We start from the raw sequence: 20070 nt of genomic DNA on the forward strand, positions 1-20070 counted from the left end.
ACAACTGACAATAGTTTACAGTTAAAATCTTCTGCGTCGTTTATTATATCTTTTTATTTTAACAGGAACATAAGATAAGCCAAACCCAAGACCACCTGCTTTAAGCGAGATATCTTGTTCACTGGTTAAGTAAATAAAGCTGGGACCAAACTTTACATCGTCAAACACAAAGGAAAAATCAAACTTACCTCCCAAACATCCTTTATTGCCTAGCATTCCATTGCCTCCAACCTCCACTCTAAATCTATTGCCACCAGGAATAATTAAGCCTAAACCAACAGGAAACAGCAATTCGTTTTCTTGGTAATTCAGAGTGGGTAAAGATTTATCCAAGTAATAGATACCTGTTTTAAAAAAGAAACCTGTTGGCGAACCCAAACCATCATATTTATATACCCTAAATTCCAAATCAAGTCCTACTGTCTTTTTACTTGCATTCGATTCATTTACTAGCTCGTAATTCGTAGGTAAATCATCAGAATACCACTTTACACTCTTGTTGCCAAGTTGTATGTTATTCTCATACTGATCATCAACTAAAACAGATTGACTTGTACCTACTTTTTTATCACCAAAATATACTGTCGACTCATTTATTCTAAGATCAGCAGTTTCTTGTAATTTGGTATTGTAAACACTCAAGCCATAACCCAAACTAAATTTTAATTTATTACCACTCCCCAAATTTTGCTTTCTATATCTCTTTGTCTTTAGCTGCTTAGTTTTATGAACATGTACAAATTCCAGGTTATGCCCGATCTGACTATCAAACTTAGCCTGACCGTAGACATTAACCGAAATGATAGTTAGTATAATTAGCGTTAATATTTTCACTTTAAACAGTAATTGTTTGGACAATTCCAAGAATACAAAAACTGTGTATTGTGAAAAAAAAGATTAAAAAAAACTAAAGACACCAATTAATAAGCATTTTTAGTATGTCGGATAAAAACTAGATGTAAACGTTATGAAAGGCAAAAAGGTGGGAAATTACTCTATTTAGCTAATTTTGTATCTGACAAATAGCAAATAAGTATGTAGTTTTATATGTAATTTAATTCATGAAAATCAAAACATGAGAAAATGGTGCATTCTGGGAATTGTTCCCAAAACAAAACTATTACGTACAAATAATCTCATTTTGGGAATGAGTATCACATCCTTTTAAACTCTTTGATGCGATATGTAAAAGTGAGCATAAAATAGCGCTGCAAAACTTCTGTGATTGTATCTTCGATATAAGATTCTGTAATCGTTCTGGAAATACTACTGTTCTCTTTAAGCAAATCATAAACAGTGAGTTTAAGCTCTGCACGATCGTTTTGCATGAATTTTTTACCAAAGCCCAAATTCACTAATGTAAAACTCTGGTTAAAACCATCGCTTAAGCCCGTATAGAGATAATGGTTTATATCTGCACTAAAGACAAAGTTTTTCCCAAAAATAAAATTTGCCTTTCCATTGGTTAACTGATAGAAGTAATTACCTTCTAAATCTGGTTGCAGTTTATTTTTTACTACATTATAATTTGCAGTGTATGAAACTGTAAAATCAACTTTCTCACTAATATTACTGCTTACTACTACTCCTTGGCTAATATTATAGGTATTCGAAAGCGATTCTTTATAGTTAACCAAACCAGGAGTTCTAGAATAAGTTACTCCAGTATTAAAGTTTAAATTACTTTTTAAAGCTTCAATAGGTTTACCAAATGAAATAAAGCTTCGAGCATTCCAATAACCACTTAAGTTTACTGGAACCGAAAGCTGAGAGCCTTTTTGTAAGACTACATCATCGCTAATAAGGGTATCTTGTGTAGCTACTATAGTCGCATTACTGATGTAATTATCAGTCTGACTTAGATTAATAAAGGCAAAAAAGTTGGAACCCTTATCCGGATTTACTTTTGAGTACCTTCCCACCAAGCTATGAGAAAACTCTTGTTTTAAATTGGGATTACCAGTAGAGAGTGATAATTGATTTGTATTATTGATTACATCTTGCAATTGAGATACTGATGGAGCATTTGTATTGGTTCTGTAAAAAACTCTTAGGTTTGAGCTTTTAGAGAATCGATACATCAACATCATATTAGGCAATACATTTTTAAAGCTTTTACTAATATCTGCCCCTTCTACTACAGGAAATACCTGATCGCTATTTAACTCTGCATACTGATACTCCAAGCCTACATTAAAGAATCCTTTCCTAATTCTAAGGCGGTAACTAGTTCCGGCACTGGTTGTATTGTAAGTATTATCAAAAGTATTTGACAGTAAAGAATCTAATTGGTTGTAGGTACTGGTTTCTGGATTTAGATCATATACTTTTTTATCGGAATTGTTTTTTGTAATCGATCGTTCCAAATTAACCATTAACTGACCGCGTCTACCGATTGGCTCTGTATACCTAATATTTCCAGAATAGGTGTTACCAGAAGTATTGGAGAATGATTGCTGATCGGTGGTATCTAAGGTAGTAATGGTATTGAAGTATTCGTTCTCCGCAAAAAGCGAATAATAGGTGTCTTTATCGTTAATATCTGTTCTAAACCTCATAGACACAGTTCTTCCTCTTTTAGAAAATCTGTGTCTGAATAAGAGGTTATTAGAAAAGTTGTAACCACTATTATCTGCGAAATAATTATTAATTGATGTATTTAACAAAGCTCCCCCCTCCTGTGTAGTTGCCGCATCTGTGTAGCTAAGAGACTGATTATCTTGATAACTAAAGCTAGGTGAGTACACTATTGAGTTATTATCATCTATATCGTATTCTAATTTGAGATTTAAACGGTGATTATAATTTTCGCTATTGCTCTCACTATTTTCTGTATAATATTGACTTGAATCTTCGCTAATAAAAGTTTCTCTATCTTGTAACTGATCGTTTGTGTTTTCAGAATAGTTGAAGAAATAACTACCACTAATTTTAAACTTTTCTCCCCACTCATCAGAATAGTTTATACCGAAAGAGGAAGTTGTATTAATACCACCTGACTGTCCGACTAAAAAGCTTCCAACATCGCCACCAGGTCTGCCACCTCCTCCTCTACGACCGCCTCTTCTACCACCACCACTACTGGCAATACCTAATAAATCTTGAGATGAAAAATTTTGGTCGTTTATATTATTTGATAACCCAACAATGGAAATTCTCTGGTCGTCTCTAAAAAAGTTAATGTTTCCACCAGCCTTATATTTGTCTTCGTCACCATAACCGGCATAAAAATTCCCAAAGGTACCATTACGCATGTCTTCACGGGTTACAATATTGATGGTCTTTTTAGATTCTCCATCATCAAAACCTGTAAACTGTGCTTGTTCACTCTGCTGATCGAAAACCTCAATTCTATCTACAATCTCAGCAGGAAGGTTTTTTAAAGCAAGACTCGGATCATCACCAAAAAACGGTTTACCATCTACCAAAACCTGTTGCACATCTTCACCTTGCGCTTTTACCGTACCTTGCTCCACTGTTATACCCGGCATCTTTTTAATCAAATCTTCTGTACTCGCATCCGGATTCGTCTTAAAAGCAGCAGCATTAAACTGAGTTGTATCTCCCTGTTGAACTACCGGTGGTATTTTACCTTCAATTTCTACCACTTCTAACATTTCCTCTTTGGGATTAAGAATAATAGTTCCCAGATTTATATTCTTCCCATTTACCTCTTGTACAATTTGAAAGGTCTTATAACCCACGTACCTGAACAGCAAACTATATTTACCGTTTTCTAGGTTTTTAAATGTGAAATTTCCCTCAAAATCTGAAGTAGTATATTTTCTAGAAGAATCAGCTTCGTTTATTAGAATAATTGTGGCACTTATAAGCGGGGCACTATCTGTACTGTCTTTTAAAACTCCATTAATTAGGTAAGTTTGATTTTGAGCAAAAGCTAATGTAGATATGCAAATAAATAAAAAGGTAAGTAGAGATTTCATTGATATACTTTATTGATTTTTTAAGTTTCCAGGCATTGCTAAGTTGCTTATAAAAACTTTTACTGAATAAAAATTTCAACCAACTGCAATAAAAAATCAACAAGTGTAACTATGATCAAAAAAGATGATTTTTAGAATAGAATGCGGGAATTTGAATAAAATACCTTAAGCATTTAAAAACTTATACTTTTAACGCAACCCGAGACATTACAAAAGAAAACAAGGTAATTAAAAGCAAAACACCAAAGCTTGCCTGAAGCCCCATTAAACCAGCAATGTAACCCAAGCCTACCGGGCCAATTAAAAAGCCTATGTGGCCAGTGCCTGAAACCGCAGCGATACCCTCAGATGGTTTCACGTTTTCTATGCTTCCGGCCAGTCTGTATATTTCTGGAATAATTCCTGAAAAACCCAAACCTATTAACATAAAGCCTATAAGTACTGGAATTAAACTGGCAGATATTACCAACAATAAACCTGAGGCTCCAATTAAACAACCTATTTGTATCAATTTGGCTGAGCCCCAATGTGCAGTTACTTTGTCTCCATAAAACCTGCCGATCGCCATCATAAAAGAAAAACCGGCATAACCCATACCGATTAATTCTGTTGGTGCATCTAATACGCGTTGTAAATACAAACTACTCCAATCTGCTATGGCACCCTCTCCTATCATAATGGAAAAACCTACCAATGCCAAACCAAGAACTGGTTTTAGGTTAAATGGCTGATTTTCTTTTTTTAGTTCTGTCTCAGTCTTAATATGTATGTAACTACTCGCCAATATCAACTGAACAATTGCCATAAAAGCAAGTACTATAATCGCATGCCATACCGGATTATTGAGCACAGAAGCCAACAAACCTCCTAAACCCGCACCAGTAACTCCACCTAAGCTGTAAAAGCCATGGCTGCCATTCATTATCAATACCTTTTCTTGCTTTTCGACTACTGTTACCAAAGCATTTACAGCAATGCCTAAAAAACCAGATGAAATACCAACAAAATATAAACTGGAATAAAGCAAAAATTTAGTCTCTGCCAAAAAGGGAAAGATTAGCAGTGTACTTAAAGTCAGAATTGTAATGACTACCGCTTTCCCTTCGCCTAAAGCCTCAAGTATACGGCTGCTTAGTGGCATAATTGTAAACGCCCCGAGTGAAATAAAAAATAGTGCAAGACCTATTTGTTTTTCATCCAACTCGAGCTTTTCAGCAGTAAAGGGGATGTATATAATCCAAGTACTGAACAAAAAACTGATAGCTGCAAAAGAAAAACCTATTGCAAAATACTTTTTACTTGTAAAAAAAATTCTTAGAGGCTTCATACTTTAATTAAGATTGAAAGTGATCTCTAGTCGATTACCATCAGGATCGAGAATAACACTTTCATAATATCCATCACCTGTGATTCTGGGCTGACCAACAACCTCAAAACCATCTTGGTGTAATCTTTCGGTTAATAAGTCTACAGCCGATTGGCTTTCTAACTCAAAAGCCATATGAATTAAACCTGTAAACTGTTTGTAAATATCATTTTCAGATACTGGAACTCCTTCCATTTCCATTATTTCAAGTCGGGCACCACCATCAAAACTTAAAAAATAAGAATGAAACTTTTTCTTCTCATTTACATACTTCTCACTTGCCTTTGCCTCAAAATACTTTTCATAAAAGGCTTTTAATGCTTCAATCTGATATGTCCAGACTGCAATGTGTTCTAATTTCATTTTGTTTTTGACAAAGATAAGGAGGCAACTTGAAATTCTTGTTGTATGTATTTTGCCATTACTTGACTTATTTTAACATTATTGATAAATTATTCCAATTTTATGGTTAATATCACTCTATGGAACCTGTTTTTGAAAAAATAGAACCGAATTCTGGAAGCTCATTTTTTATTGAAAAGTTTGAGCACGATGATCTTTGCCATACTCCTTACTGGCATATCCATCCTGAATATGAGATTGTATATATTAAAAATGGAAATGGGGTGCGATGTGTAGGCAGTCATATTTCTAATTATAGAGATGGTGAGTTAATTATGCTGGGCCCGCATATGCCACACCAACCATTTGGCAACAAAGAATTTGAAGATAATATTGAAATAGTTATTCAATTTGGCTCCGATTTTTTTACTAATCAACTACCACTTCTACCCGAAACCAGCCAGATCAAAACACTTTTACAAAAAAGTAAACAGGGCATTACTTTTTCTAAGGCAGTTAAAGAAAAAATAGCTCCTCAATTCAACTATATGGTAATAGCTTCTCCACTTAATAAATTACTCACCTTTATTAAGGTTTTGGATATTTTAGCTAAAACCAAAGAATATGAATTGCTAAAAGTTGGCAATATTGCATTGGAGATTTCGAGTCCTGATTATGAACGGATGAATAAAATCTATGAATTAGTGAGTGAGAATTACCAAAGGCATATTTCTCTAGAAGAAGTTTCTGAACTTTGCCAATTAAGCCCACCTTCATTTTGCCGGTTTTTTAAGAAAATTACCAGAAAAAGCTTTGTGCAATTCCTTACAGAGTACCGCATTGTAAAGGTTCAGGAGCTTATGCATCAAAAAAGAACTGGCATCTCTTCGCTCATGTATGAATGTGGATTTAATGAAGCATCATACTTTAGTAGACAATTCAAAAAGATCACTGGTAAATCTCCCAGTGCTTACAGAAAGTTATTGGAAGACAACATAATTACCTAAGATTTAATGTAGCATCTTATCTATGTAAATAAAACACTAAACTGTTAATATGACACTTTTAAGGATTTGCAAACGATAAAAATGAATTGAATTATACTCGAATTATTCAGCAATTCCTATATTGTCTGCGAATTACAAAACCGATTATTTATGAAGTACAACTATCTATTTTTTCTTATTTTGATTTTGATCAATACAACCGTTTTTGCCCAAAAAAAGCAATCTAAAAATCAAAAAAAAACTACAACATCCGCTCAAGTATCAGAAAAGTATTTTTCAGAAATGAAATATCGCTCAGTCGGCCCAAGCCGAGGAGGAAGAGCAACAGCAATTACTGGCATTCCAGAAGAACCCTTCACCTTTTTTATGGGAACAACGGGTGGCGGAGTATGGAAAACCACTGATGCAGGTACTAATTGGGAAAACATTTCAGATGGTCAGATAGAAGCTGGATCAATTGGTGCCATTGAAGTAGCACCCTCCGATAATCAGGTAATGTATGTGGGAACTGGCTCAGCTTGTGCCAGAGGAAATATATCTGCTGGTATTGGCATGTATAAAACCACCAATGGCGGATACACTTGGAAATTTATAGGACTACCAGAAGCCGGACAAATAGCTAAAGTAATCGTTCACCCTAAAAACCCAGATTTGGTTTACGTTGCCGCTCTAGGAAATATTTTTAAGCCCAATTCAGAAAGAGGTGTTTTTCGCTCTAATGATGGAGGAGATAGCTGGGAAAAAATACTTTATGTAAATGACAGCACTGGTGCGGTTGATATGGTAATTAATCCAGATAATCCGAGAATTATGTATGCAGCCATGTGGCGAGCCGAAAGAAAACCTTGGACTATGATTGATGGAGGCGATAAAGGTGGTATTTACAAAACAGAAGATGGAGGAAAAAACTGGGAAAAACTAGAAAAAAACTTGCCCAAAGGCATACTTGGAAGAATAGGTTTAGCAATATCTCCTTCTAATCCACAAAGAATTTGGGCATTAATAGTTGCTAAAAAGGAAGAAGACTCAGGACTATATCGTACCGAAAATGCAGGAAAAAGCTGGCAGAAAATAAACCGCGATCATAGACTTACTCAACGTGGTTGGTATTATACACACATTACGGCTGATCCTAAAGACCCTAATACTGTTTATGTGAATAATGTACAGTTCTTACGCTCTGTAGATGGTGGAGAACATTTTTCAGATGTAATTAGAACTCCTCACGGCGATAATCATGGAGTGTGGATTAATCCAAACAATACCAATATTATGATTAATTGTAATGATGGTGGAGCAAATGTGAGTTTAAACAGTGGTAAATCTTGGTCTGAGCAACTGAACCAGCCAACATCAGAATTTTACAGGGTTACAGTTGATAATCAGTTTCCGTATCGATTATATGCTGGCCAACAAGATAATACAACTATTTCAATCCCATCTAAACAATTAAGTGCTCTTTCTAATACAGAACACTGGTTTGAAGTAGGTGGAGGAGAATGTGCAGATGTAGCAGTTGACCCTCGAAATCCGAATATAGTGTATGCTACCAGTTACAGTGGTGAGATAACCTATACCAATCTCGAAAACGGTCAACAAAGACAATTAACTGCCTATCCTCATTATACAGAAGGAACTAGACAAGCAGACTTGAAATACCGCTGGCAATGGAATTATCCTGTGTTGGTTTCCCAACATAATCCAGATGAAATTTATCAAGGCTCGAACTATGTACACAGATCTACTAATCAGGGACAAACTTGGGAAGTAATCAGTGATGATCTCACTACTGGAAAAGCTGCTAATTTAGATATCCCCGGTGGTCCAGTACAACACGATGGAACTGGTGTAGAAATCTACTCAACAATTTTTGCATTGGAAGAATCTCCGCTTACAGCAGATGAACTATGGACTGGTTCTGATGATGGTTTGGTACATATAACTAGAGATGCGGGTAAAACATGGCAAAACATCACTCCAATTGGTTTACCAAAAGAAGCTACTATTAATAAAATAGAACTTTCTACTCATGCTCCAGGTAGGGCTTTTATAGCAGCACAGCGATACAGGTTGGGAGACTTCTTACCTTACATTTACAGAACTAATGATTTTGGTAAAACTTGGGTATTGCTTACTAAAGGAAACAACGGCATCCCTACAAATCATTTTGTAAGAGCAATTGCCGAAGACCCTGCAAAAAAAGGCTTACTTTATGCCGGAACTGAGTTTGGCATGTACGTTTCTTTTGATGACGGAGGAAACTGGCAACCTTTCCAGTTAAACATGCCTCATGTGCCTATAACAGATATGGAAGTACATGAAAATGATTTAGTAATAAGCACGCAAGGTAGAGCTTTTTGGATTTTAGACGACCTCACTCCTTTGCATCAATTGAATGATAACTTGATGGCAAAGAACCAATTTTTATATACACCAAGAGATGCTTATAGAACCAGTGTTGGCGGTTGGTCAGGCACACCTGCTGAGTTTTACTTTTATTTCAAAGAAAAACCTGATTCAACTGAAAATGTAAAGTTTGAAATTACTGATAAAGCGGGGAATAATGTAAAAACTTATGCGAGTAACCCTGAGGAAGGTGAAAGTAAACTCTTCTTACAAGAGGGAATGAACCATATTACATGGGATTTAAAATATGAAGGCCCAGAAATGGCTGAAAATTTTGTAGCAATGGTATTTAGCAGTGATGCACCCGGACCATATGCTGTGCCGGGAGAATACCAAATAAAACTCAGTGCAGGTGATTGGCAACAAACTGAAACGTTTAATTTAAAAGCTGATCCTAGATGGGAAAACGTATCTACTGAAGATTATCAAAAACAGTTTGATCTGGCTCAAGATATTTCAAAGCTGATTACAAAATCACAAAGACAAATAAAAAATATCAGATCAATTAGAAAGCAGATTAAAGAAGTTGCCCATTTAGCAGAGCTTGCAGGAAAAGGCAAAGAGCTAACGAACAAGGCAAATGAATTAGCCACAAAACTCACTGCTGTAGAAGACAGTTTGTTTCAGAATAAGATAGAAGTAAGTCAAGATGAAATTAACTACCCTAGAAAGTTTACCAACCATATTGCAAGATTGTATCAAGTAGTAATAGGCGATCACTATCAGCCAACTGGTGGTATGATAGAGCGGTTTGATGATTTAAAAAAGGAATATGAAAAAATGATTGCTCCTTTAGATAAAATCTTAACCGAAGACCTTAAAGCCTATAATGAGTTAGTAAAAACAAAAGAAATTAATCCTGTTATTATTCCTTATAAAACAGAGTAAATAGTCGAAAAGAAATAGGCTCAATGTTAGGGAAGCAAGTAGAAAATTAATAAAAGGCTACATTTTGGTCAAGAAAGAAATTTCTAATGAGTTGTTTCCTATTAGAGAAATCCTCTAATATATCTATCAACTTGTCCTTCAAATCAGTCAGTGATTTGAAGGCAAGATTTTTCAAATCAATATTTTTGATATACGCCCATACATGTTCATCCGGATTTACTTCTGGGCTATATGCAGGTTGTTTCACAAATTTAAGTCTTCCTTTTGGTAACTTTTCTAATAACTGATGTACTGCTTTGCAATCATGAACACTTGCTTGATCCCAAATTAAAGTAATGGGATCTGGTTCATCTGCTAATAGCTGTTCTAAGAATGAGACAATATCTTCCCCTTTGTAAGGCTGTTTACTGGTGGTATAAGTAAAATCTCCCTCACTACTGATGGCTGAACAAACAAAGATATGCTCAAAAGATTTTGACCATATTTCAACAGGAAAGGGATTGGCTTGAGGCAAAAAACATTTTTGTAGTTTTGGTGTAACAAAAAAAGAAGCTTCATCTCCATAATAGACCTTCCTGCCTTCTTTTTTAGCTGTTTTCAGTAAATTAGGCAATCGTTGTTTTTTCCATTTCTTTACGAGGTTAGGATTTTTTCTGGGTTCTTTCTTTGGAGGCTTCCGGTAGCTAAAACCCCATAGATGTAACAGTGTACCAATATGTTGAAGGCTATACTCAACATCAAAGAGTTGTTTTATCTGACAAAAAACTCTTTTCCTTGTTCATCCTTGGGTAGGAAAACCAGCTTTAGTAGCCCCTCTGACTAAATGAGCTTGGAGTTCTTGCTGTTGAGCTAGGGTAAGTTTTGGGCTAGCTCCTGGATGTTTTTTCTTTTTGATGCCAGAAATACCAGTTTGCTCATAAGTGGAAAGAACTTGACTAACTAAGCCTTGACTACACTCAAGTACCTCTGCAATACTTTGTTGTTTTAGTCCTCTCTTCGATAAGCGAACCACTAACTTTCTCCTATATTCTCTAATGTCGGTATCTTTTGTTATTCTATCCATAGTTATAAAATAATAAAAAATACCGACTTTATTAATTCTCTATTTTCGGGGCTATAATTGAGCCTATTTCTTTTAATTATTTAAAAGCTTAATGCCATATCGATAATTTTTGGGGAGTATCAAGGTAATTGTGGTACCTTTTTCAAATACAGATTTAAGAGATATTAGCCCGCCGATTTTTTCTATAGTTTCTTTAGCTATATACAAACCCAAACCAGAGCCTACTCCCTGATTACTCGCTCTAAAGAACATATCAAAAACTTTTACTTCAAACTCTTTTGGTATACCAATACCATTATCGGCTATAATAACCTCTATAGTGTTATTCTCTTCTTTGGCAGATAACCACAAATACGGCTTATCAGTATGCTGATTATAAAATTTATACACATTAGAAATTAAATTAGAAAGAATTATGCTCAACCTCAACCTATCTGAACTGATGTACAAAGTATTTTCATAATCTCTAATTTCTCTCAAAGAAATATCTCGGTGTATAAATTTATAATGCTCTATTGTTTCATTAATAAGATCAATTAGGTTAAAAGTCTCCGCATTAATAGACATTCGAGCATTTCTGGAATAGTTGAGTATATCCCTAATAAAACTGTCCATCCTGATCATACTATTGCGAAGTAAATCAAGATATTTACTACCGTGTTCCACTTCTTTCTCCATTTCTATCACTTCGAGTAAACCTAAGCTAGAACTTATTGGAGCTCGTAAATCATGAGAAACCCGATAAACAAAATTATCAAGTTCTTCATTTGCTTTTTGGAGTTTATCATTATGTCGAATCATCTCCTCTTCTTGCTCTTTATATCGAGATAAATCATTTTGAATAAAGATGAAGCGTTCGAGATTTCCTGTATTATCAAATACTGGATGCAAGTTTAATTCTACCCAATATTTTTGGCCCTTTTTATTATAATTGAAAAGCTCTGATCGAAATGATTTTTTCTGCTCAATGGCTAATTCAAACTGTTTTAAAATATCTAGGTTTGTTTCTTTGCCTTTTATAAATTCTAATGGGTTGTAGCCGCTAACATCATCAAGTGAGTAACCCAATAACGCCTCAAAACCTTCGTTTACCCACTCCACATTACCATATTTGTCTGTAATAATTACAGCATTTACAGTATTCTTAGCTACCAAAGCAAGTTTGCGTACCTCTCTTTCATATTCCTTTTTGGTGGTAACATCTGAGGCAGTACCTATAAAGTATTCTGGATGGCCATTTTTATCTACAAACAATTCACCATTCCATTCGAGCCAAACAACCTTATTTGCATTTCCAACTAGCCGATGTGTAATCGACCAATTTTTAGTTTTGTATTTGACCGCATTCTTTAAAGAATTTAAAAATACAATGGTATCTTCAGGATGGATACTTTTTAACATTACCTGTTCATTACCAGAAAAATCTTCAGTTGAAATCCCAAGTAATTGTAACATATTGTTAGAAAGCAGCCACTTGTCTTCTGGTATCATCCATTCCCAAATTCCCATTTTACCAGAATCTAAAACCAGTTTTAGCCGATGTTCACTTTTTTGCAATGCAAGTTCATTCTTTCTTTTCTCCGTTACATCACGGGAATAACTAATATGACCTATAAGCTCCTCTTCTACTAAAATAGGACTGGTAACAGTCTCAAACCAAACTAATGATTTATCTTTTTTAATAAACCTGTGTAGTACTACATTTTCTTCTTTAGGATTCAGATCCTTAAATACATGATTTTTATAAGTATCTACATCATTTTTATAAACATAATCAAAAGGATTTGCGCCTATTAGTTCTTCAGCTTCGTAACCTGTTAAATGCTTGGCAGATGGAGAAACAAATTTATATGTACCATCTTCAAAATGAGTACTGATAAGGCCACTCGCATTTTTAGCAATTAATTGAAATTGTGTACGAGTTTTATCGGCCTCTAATAAAATCTCAATCTGATTGGTAATATCTTGAATAATGCCATATACCTTATCACTCTCTTGTTCTGAATTGTTGTTTTTAGCAATAAACCTCAGCCATTTCTTTTGATCTACTCCTATATTAATACTTACAGTAAGATCAAAATCGACCCTATCTTCTAACAAGAGTTTAAATTTTGAGACTAATACGTCTCGAAATTCTTCATCGCAGTAAGAAAAGATTTTATCTAAATTGACAGGCGTATTTTGTGGCAAATCAAAGATGTGAAACAGCTCAGTTGACCATACAAATTGCTGTTTTGATTTATAATACTCCCAAAAACCCAATTTTACTTCATTGGTAAACTGGCTAATTAATTCTTTTGTCTGTAAATTCTTAAAATCTACTTGACTAAGTTTTGCTATGTGATCGCCAGATTTATACTTTTTAGCCTGAAGATTTACAAATGATGTATCAGGGGATATTTGTTCTTGTTTTGGAATAAACTTTAATTTCCCTGCTATTTTGAGTCCTTCTCCATTTTGAACTTTGCAAAAAAGAGGCTCAGTATTATATTGGAAATGCTCAATTGATATTTGTAATTTCTGAGAAAATGAGCTGGCCGAACTATTTAAAAAATGTTTAAAATCTATAGCTTCATCATCTAATAAATAATTAAACAATTGCTGATTTAGAAATCTATTTACTGGCAAACCAGTTTTTTCTTCCCAGTTATTAGAGAGATAAGTTATAATTCCCTCTGCGGTTAATTCTATTAAAACTTCTTCTGTAAATAAAAGAAGCTGATCAATAATCTTTAAATTCATTGACAATCGGAATTGATCTAAAACAATATACCTTAGAAACCATATGGTTTCTGGTATTCAGGGAAAAATTAGAATTAAAGTCGTTAGCATAATGAAACTAATATTTTGCCTGATCACAACCAATTGCCTAGGTCAATATTTACCTATTTTTTATCATTTTCTTGAAATAGTATAGTATTCTATTAAATAGAGTATACTTTTCCCATTTTAGGATTTTATAGTTGAAAGAAATCTGAGTGTACTCTGTGTACATAGTAAACATTACGTACACTATAAATTGCGTTTCTCCTGCGCTTCGTACTCTTTTAATATCTTATTGAGGTTAAAATGTTGGAAGTATTCGTCCAATGCCTCTTCTATCACATGCTTAATTTCTTTACGCTCAAACCATGCTATTGCCTTAGCTACTCTTATCTGTTCTTTATTAGCAATTACAGTATATCTAGTATATCCTTCTTTAGTTCCTTTTTCTGAAGGAGGTCGCTCCTGCTTTCGCATATAGCTTTTTGGCGTATAACCTGCATTTCCAGTATTAGAACTTGGAGTACTACTTTTAGTTCTTTGTTGCTTTTGAAACTTTAGTAATTTGTCTTCGGGTCTTTCTTTAGCCATAACTATTTGATTTTACACTTCTTCTTAAACTCCTGATAATACAAATTAAACTCATCAAACTTTTTATCTTCTGTAACTACTTCTTCTAGTGAAGAAAGGCGCTTATAGCGTGCTAGATATCTCAAATTACTTTCAAACATCTTTAATCCTGAAAACTCCAGTTGCTCTATCACTTTGTGTTCAGAGGTTTGATCTCTCTTGTTTAGCACTCCATATAACTCAAAACCAAACTCATCTTTTAAATCACTAATGGTTGCTGCAAAATCCATTGTACTAGAAATATCAAAAGCTGCAGCTACAATTGGTGTAATTACAAAATCAGAAACGGCAAGTAGCATTTGAATATCTGAACCTTGCAACCTACCAGGAGTATCCACTAAGACCAAATCGTAATTATCTTGAGCATATTTAATTAATGCATTGATATCATCAGTTTCATAATTGAATGGAATAATATCAAAACCTTCAGTTTCCTCATCTTCTTCTAGCTCTCTTGCTTTATAAACTGTTTGCTGAAAGTCTGCATCAATAACCAATAGCTTATAATCAGTTCTCTTAAAAAGAGCTGCAGCTGTTGACATGCAGAGAAAACTTTTACCACTTCCACCTTTTTGCGTGGCAAAACAAATAAACTTCGCTGTATTACTCATATTATGTACACACTTAACACACTTATTACTATGCACACAAAGTAACACAGTATTTTTTAGTTGGCAAAGATTAAGTCGAGAAATAATTTCATCCGATTTAATTTTTTAAAAGGACCAATAATTATTTTCTAATTGGAGAGATTTTTCACAAATCATATAGAACACACTGTGTACAGTGTGCAACATGTAATACTGCTGTAAGAGGTATATTAGATCATTAACCACTATTATCAAGATCTAGATATTATATACAAATTCAATATTTTTTGAATATCGATGAGCACCCAAATACTAAATCATACTAACATACCAGTAAATTCAGCATTTTTAGTGGATTTTATGATATTTAAACTTAAAAATGTGTCATTGCCCCACTTTTACATCTAGTTTATTTAGATCGCTTTATTTTTCACAGGCTTAATGTCTCCATTAAGAAATTATTTATTCTTATAAAGATATAATAGAATCGAATTGATAAAATCATTTGAACTCACTGTAATACCTGTACACAGTGTAGTATTTACGGATTATAATTCCTGATAAGAAAAATTTATAATACTTTTTATTCTTCACCTCAAAAAAATATATAATCTATTTTATAATTTATTGGTGCAAGCAGGTGAAATAAAAAATATTTAATGTACACAGTGTAATAATTGTTTACACAACATACATTCAATTAAACTTAAGCTTAATAAAGAGAATGATAGACAAGCAAAGATTTTTATATTTAAAGGAAATATAGAATTTTAGATATAGAAGATACAATCACATTAAATCATTAAGGTCATATGAAAGTTGTTAAAAGTTATTACATGCTAATAACCCTACTACTAGCTATCTCAAATCATACCTTTGGACAAGGTACTCAACTACTAAGAGAGCCAAGTATTTATAAAGACAAAGTCGTATTTGTTTACGCAAACGATTTATGGCTAAGCAATATCGATGGAACAGTAACAAAGAGATTAACCAGTAATATTGGTGCTGAAAACCATCCACATTTTTCGCCAGATGGTAATACGATTGCTTTTACAGGACAATACGATGGAAATACAGATGTATATACGTTACCTACAAGTGGTGGGCAACCTAAAAGATTAACTTGGCACCCTGGAGAAGACAGAGTAAGTGGATGGACACCAAATGGCAAAAATGTTTTATTTAATTCTGGTAGGGAAGGAGCTCCTACCAAAGAAGAAAAGTTTTACACGATTAGTATAGATGGAGGAATGCCAGAAGCACTTAGCATACCTAGGGCTTATAAAGGAGAAATCTCAGATGATGGAAAATACATCGCTTATCAGCTATTTAGATTTTGGGATCCGGAATGGAGAAATTACAGAGGGGGGCAAGCAAAACCTACATGGATTGTAAATACAAAAGATTACTCACTAAAAACTACTCCTAGAACAGATAATGAAAGACATACTGACCCAGTGTGGCATAAAGGAATAGTTTATTTCCTTTCAGAAAGAGATTATGCGAATAATATCTGGTCTTTTAATCCGGAAGCTGATGAATTAAAGCAAATGACTTTTCATAAAGATTTTGATGTGAAAAGCTTAGATGCTGGACCTGAGCAAATCGTGTATGAACAAGGAGGATATTTACATTTACTGAATCCAGAAAATGGTGAAAGCAAACAATTAAACATCAATGTAGAAGGAGATTTTGATTGGGCAAGAGAAAGATGGGAAAACATTCCTTCTAGTAGACTAAGCAATGCCTCTTTATCTCCAGAAGGGAACAGAGCACTTTTTGAATATAGAGGAGAAATTTTTACCGTACCCAAAGAATATGGCGATTGGAGAAACATTAGCCATAATTCAGCCGCAGCAGACAGGTACCCATCATGGTCGCCAGATGGTGATGAAATAGCTTGGTTCACAGATGAAAGCGGGGAATACCAATTGGTAATATCTGATCAAAAAGGAATGCAAATAAAAAAAACCTTTAAAATCCCTAATCCAACATTCTTTTTTAGTCCAGTTTGGTCGCCAGATGGCAAATTTATCGCCTTTACAGATACAGACTATAATCTGTGGTATATCCAACTGGAAAATGGAAAACTAGAAAAAGCTGATACAGACAGGTATGCACATCCAAATCGAACCATGCAACCTGTTTGGTCGCCAGATAGTAAATGGATAGCTTATGCAAAATTGCTCGATACGCAACTAAAAGCTATTAAAGTATACAATGTTGAGACAAAGCAAATACATCAATTAACAGATGGAATGTCTGATGCTATGTCGCCAGTTTGGGATGCAAGTGGTAAGTATCTGTATTTTCTATCAAGTACCAATTATGCGCTCAATACCGGTTGGTTGGATATGAGCTCATTTGAACATCCGATAACTAGAGCACTATATGTTACCGTGCTTTCTAAAGATGAAAAATCGCCTTTAGTCCCACAAAGTGATGAAGCAGTTGAAGCTAATGAAGAAAAGAAAGAAGATAAAAAGGATGACAAACCTACTGTGAATATTGATTTTGATGGAATTGAGCATAGAATGATTGCACTAGACATTCCTGAAAAAGATTATACATATTTACTTGCAGGCCAAGAAGGCTATGTTTTTTACTCAGAAAACATTCCAGGTCAACCAATTCAAAATTTACACAGATACCATCTTCAAGAAAAAAAGGCAGAGGAGTTTTTGACAAATGTTTCTGAAGCCAGTGTTTCTCACGATCGTAAATCTCTATTGTACAAAAGTGGAAGTACTTGGGATATAGTCGGTACTGCAGGAAATGGAAAAGGCGGTGACAAGCTAAGTACTTCGGGTATGCAAGTGAAAGTAAATCCACAAGATGAATGGCAACAAATTTTTAGAGAAGGTTGGAGATACCAAAGAGATTTTCTTTATGTGGACAATGTACATGGTGCACCATGGAGGCAAGTTTACGATTGGTATCAACCTTGGGTAAAACATGTTAAACACCGCACAGACCTCAATTATATTGTAGATATTATAGGTGGTGAGGTTTCTGTAGGTCACTCTTATACACGTGGTGGAGATATGCCCGATGTTAAGCACATCTCTATTGGTTTGCTAGGAGCAGATTTTATCAAAGAAAAACAAGGATACAAAATTTCTAAAATCTATAGTGGCGGTAATTGGAATGCCAACTTAAAAGCTCCTTTAGTTGGGCCAGGTATAAATGTGAATGAAGGGGATTACCTTGTAAAAGTAAATGGTAAAATTGTTGAAACGGATAAGAATCTCTACAGTTATTTTGAAGCAACAGTAGGTAAACAAGTAGAAATAACAGTAAACAGCAAACCAGATTTAGAAGGAGCTAAAACTTTTACAGTAATTCCTATTAGTAATGAGTTTGCTATTAGAAGGTTTGAGTGGATTGAAGAAAACAGAAAAAAGGTAGATCAGCTTTCTGGTGGAAAATTGGCTTATGTATATGTGCCAAATACTGGCCAACAAGGTTATGAGTACTTTAATAGATATTATTTTGCACAGCAAGATAAAAAAGGTGCAGTTATAGACGAGAGAAACAATGGGGGTGGTTCAGCAGCAGATTATATGGTAGATGTGATGGCAAGAGACCTACACGGATACTTTAACAGCAAAGTAGGCGACCATAAACCATTTACTACACCAATGGCTGGCATATGGGGCCCTAAAGTGATGATTATCAACGAAAGAGCCGGTTCTGGTGGAGATTTACTTCCATACCTATTTCATAAAATGGAAATTGGAACTTTGGTGGGGACAAGAACTTGGGGTGGTCTAGTAGGTACTTGGGATACACCTCCTTTTGTAGATGGTGGTAGAATGGTAGCACCAAGAGGTGGTTTTTACGATCTAAATGGTGAATGGGCAGTAGAAGGAGTTGGTATTAGCCCAGATGTTGAGGTTATGCAAAAACCTGCTGATATTATTGCTGGTAAAGATCCTCAATTAGAAAAAGCAGTAGAAATTGCCTTAGAGAAACTTAAAACAGAAGGTGTAGAGCTAAAACCAGAGCCAGCAGCACCTATAAAATGGAGAAGACCTAAAAAAGGATGATTTTTATAAAACAGAGAACAAAACTTAAAACTGTTCTCTGTTTTTTTTAGTTTAAATTTTACACTCCACTTCCCAAAATATTTTTTAAAGTATTACTTCGAACACTCTTCATTGTAACAATTGTTACTAACATAGCCTGTAATTGCCATTAAATTTGATATTAAAGCAAAACATAAAATCAACAGCATGGATATACTAACAGTTATAGGCTATCTAGGAGGAATCTTAATAGGTGTTTCTTTAGGTTTAATCGGTGGGGGAGGGTCTATCCTTACTGTACCGATACTCGTTTACCTAATGGGTACTTCTCCTGTTGTAGCTACTGCTTATTCGCTTTTTATTGTTGGGTTTTCAAGCCTTGTTGGCTCAATCAACTACATCAAAAAAAATAGAGTAAGTATAAAAACAGCAGCGATATTTGGGCTTCCTTCCATTATCGCCATTTACAGTACCAGAAAATACTTGGTGCCTTCTATTCCTCATACTATTCTAACTATTGGAGACTTCACACTAACAAAAGATCATGGAGTTATGATCTTGTTTGCAATGCTGATGATCGCCGCATCTTATAACATGATTAAGAAAAACAAAAATGATCTGGAAGATGAAGCTGCTCCGCAAAAGTTTAACTACCCAGCAATTTTGCTAGAAGGCATTGTTGTGGGTACACTTACAGGTTTAGTGGGTGCAGGAGGAGGTTTTTTAATTATTCCAGCATTGGTTATACTATCTAAACTACCTATGAAAATGGCAGTAGGTACATCATTACTTATTATAGCAACTAATTCGCTTATTGGTTTTTTAGGCGATGTATCCAACTACGAAATAGACTGGAGCATTCTTGCTATCTTTTCTACTATGGCAATTGGTGGTATTTTTATAGGTACTTGGTTATCTAATTTTATCTCAGGGAAAAAACTTAAACCAGCTTTTGGAGTGTTTGTCTTAGTAATGGGAATATCAATTATTCTTAAAGAACTCTTATAATTTCTGTCAGTGTAACAATGGTTACATATTCA

The 20070-nt window shown here is 34.6% G+C and carries 12 protein-coding genes and 1 pseudogene; 4 read left to right on the forward strand and 9 right to left on the reverse strand.

Features of this window, described 5'->3' with window-relative positions; all coding sequences use genetic code 11:
- Positions 1–21: 21 nt before the first annotated feature.
- The 4 genes from OQ292_RS36180 to OQ292_RS36195 all read right to left on the reverse strand — a co-directional run bounded on the left by OQ292_RS36180 (position 22) and on the right by OQ292_RS36195 (position 5673).
- Positions 22–834 (reverse strand): hypothetical protein, encoded by an 813-nt coding sequence (locus tag OQ292_RS36180; RefSeq protein WP_284689029.1) that lies wholly within the window; start codon positions 832–834, stop codon positions 22–24.
- A gap of 320 nt (positions 835–1154) precedes the next feature.
- Positions 1155–3944 (reverse strand): TonB-dependent receptor, encoded by a 2790-nt coding sequence (locus tag OQ292_RS36185; RefSeq protein WP_284689030.1) that lies wholly within the window; start codon positions 3942–3944, stop codon positions 1155–1157.
- Positions 3945–4125: 181 nt separating this feature from the next.
- The gene (locus tag OQ292_RS36190; RefSeq protein ID WP_284689031.1) at positions 4126–5271 is read right to left on the reverse strand and encodes an MFS transporter; all 1146 of its coding nucleotides are present in this window, start codon (positions 5269–5271) and stop codon (positions 4126–4128) included.
- A 3-nt stretch (positions 5272–5274) separates the two neighbouring features.
- Entirely contained in the window at positions 5275–5673 is a 399-nt protein-coding gene (locus OQ292_RS36195) for a VOC family protein (RefSeq protein WP_284689032.1), read from the reverse strand.
- 119 nt (positions 5674–5792) lie between these two features.
- On the opposite strand from OQ292_RS36195, the gene OQ292_RS36200 reads away from it, so the two are divergent.
- Positions 5793–6659 (forward strand): AraC family transcriptional regulator, encoded by an 867-nt coding sequence (locus OQ292_RS36200; protein WP_284689033.1) that lies wholly within the window; start codon positions 5793–5795, stop codon positions 6657–6659.
- A 150-nt stretch (positions 6660–6809) separates the two neighbouring features.
- Positions 6810–9953 carry a VPS10 domain-containing protein gene (locus OQ292_RS36205; RefSeq protein WP_284689034.1) on the forward strand — a complete coding sequence of 1048 codons (3144 nt, stop codon included), beginning with the start codon at positions 6810–6812 and terminating at the stop codon, positions 9951–9953.
- Positions 9954–9999: 46 nt separating this feature from the next.
- On the opposite strand, the pseudogene OQ292_RS36210 reads toward OQ292_RS36205, so the two are convergent.
- The 5 genes and pseudogenes from OQ292_RS36210 to OQ292_RS36230 form a co-directional block, all read right to left on the reverse strand.
- Positions 10000–10719: pseudogene (locus tag OQ292_RS36210) on the reverse strand (IS630 family transposase); the annotation flags it as partial.
- A gap of 12 nt (positions 10720–10731) precedes the next feature.
- Entirely contained in the window at positions 10732–11016 is a 285-nt protein-coding gene (locus OQ292_RS36215) for a helix-turn-helix domain-containing protein (RefSeq protein ID WP_284687087.1), read from the reverse strand.
- A 72-nt stretch (positions 11017–11088) separates the two neighbouring features.
- Positions 11089–13758: a PAS domain-containing sensor histidine kinase gene (locus tag OQ292_RS36220; protein ID WP_284689035.1), complete on the reverse strand. Its 2670-nt coding sequence runs from the start codon at positions 13756–13758 to the stop codon at positions 11089–11091.
- A gap of 270 nt (positions 13759–14028) precedes the next feature.
- Positions 14029–14370 (reverse strand): hypothetical protein, encoded by a 342-nt coding sequence (locus OQ292_RS36225; protein ID WP_284689036.1) that lies wholly within the window; start codon positions 14368–14370, stop codon positions 14029–14031.
- A 2-nt stretch (positions 14371–14372) separates the two neighbouring features.
- On the reverse strand, positions 14373–15020 hold the full coding sequence (locus tag OQ292_RS36230) for a ParA family protein (RefSeq protein WP_284689037.1): 648 nt from the start codon (positions 15018–15020) through the stop codon (positions 14373–14375).
- 791 nt (positions 15021–15811) lie between these two features.
- On the opposite strand from OQ292_RS36230, the gene OQ292_RS36235 reads away from it, so the two are divergent.
- Positions 15812–19051, forward strand: a complete 3240-nt coding sequence (locus OQ292_RS36235; RefSeq protein ID WP_431733809.1) for a S41 family peptidase — start codon at positions 15812–15814, stop codon at positions 19049–19051.
- 186 nt (positions 19052–19237) lie between these two features.
- Positions 19238–20038: a sulfite exporter TauE/SafE family protein gene (locus OQ292_RS36240; protein ID WP_284689038.1), complete on the forward strand. Its 801-nt coding sequence runs from the start codon at positions 19238–19240 to the stop codon at positions 20036–20038.
- Positions 20039–20070: the final 32 nt, after the last annotated feature.

It is taken from the genome of Chondrinema litorale (assembly GCF_026250525.1).
GTDB classification, from domain to species: domain Bacteria; phylum Bacteroidota; class Bacteroidia; order Cytophagales; family Flammeovirgaceae; genus Chondrinema; species Chondrinema litorale.

Excerpts from the sequence above, each read along its gene's own strand:
- OQ292_RS36190 (WP_284689031.1), bottom strand. The coding sequence starts at position 5,271 with ATGAAGCCTCTAAGAATTTTTTTTACAAGTAAAAAGTATTTTGCAATA.
- OQ292_RS36205 (WP_284689034.1), top strand. The coding sequence starts at position 6,810 with ATGAAGTACAACTATCTATTTTTTCTTATTTTGATTTTGATCAATACA.
- OQ292_RS36195 (WP_284689032.1), bottom strand. The coding sequence starts at position 5,673 with ATGAAATTAGAACACATTGCAGTCTGGACATATCAGATTGAAGCATTA.
- OQ292_RS36235 (WP_431733809.1), top strand. The coding sequence starts at position 15,812 with ATGAAAGTTGTTAAAAGTTATTACATGCTAATAACCCTACTACTAGCT.
- OQ292_RS36200 (WP_284689033.1), top strand. The coding sequence starts at position 5,793 with ATGGAACCTGTTTTTGAAAAAATAGAACCGAATTCTGGAAGCTCATTT.
- OQ292_RS36215 (WP_284687087.1), bottom strand. The coding sequence starts at position 11,016 with ATGGATAGAATAACAAAAGATACCGACATTAGAGAATATAGGAGAAAG.
- OQ292_RS36230 (WP_284689037.1), bottom strand. The coding sequence starts at position 15,020 with ATGAGTAATACAGCGAAGTTTATTTGTTTTGCCACGCAAAAAGGTGGA.
- OQ292_RS36225 (WP_284689036.1), bottom strand. The coding sequence starts at position 14,370 with ATGGCTAAAGAAAGACCCGAAGACAAATTACTAAAGTTTCAAAAGCAA.
- OQ292_RS36240 (WP_284689038.1), top strand. The coding sequence starts at position 19,238 with ATGGATATACTAACAGTTATAGGCTATCTAGGAGGAATCTTAATAGGT.
- OQ292_RS36220 (WP_284689035.1), bottom strand. The coding sequence starts at position 13,758 with ATGAATTTAAAGATTATTGATCAGCTTCTTTTATTTACAGAAGAAGTT.
- OQ292_RS36185 (WP_284689030.1), bottom strand. The coding sequence starts at position 3,944 with ATGAAATCTCTACTTACCTTTTTATTTATTTGCATATCTACATTAGCT.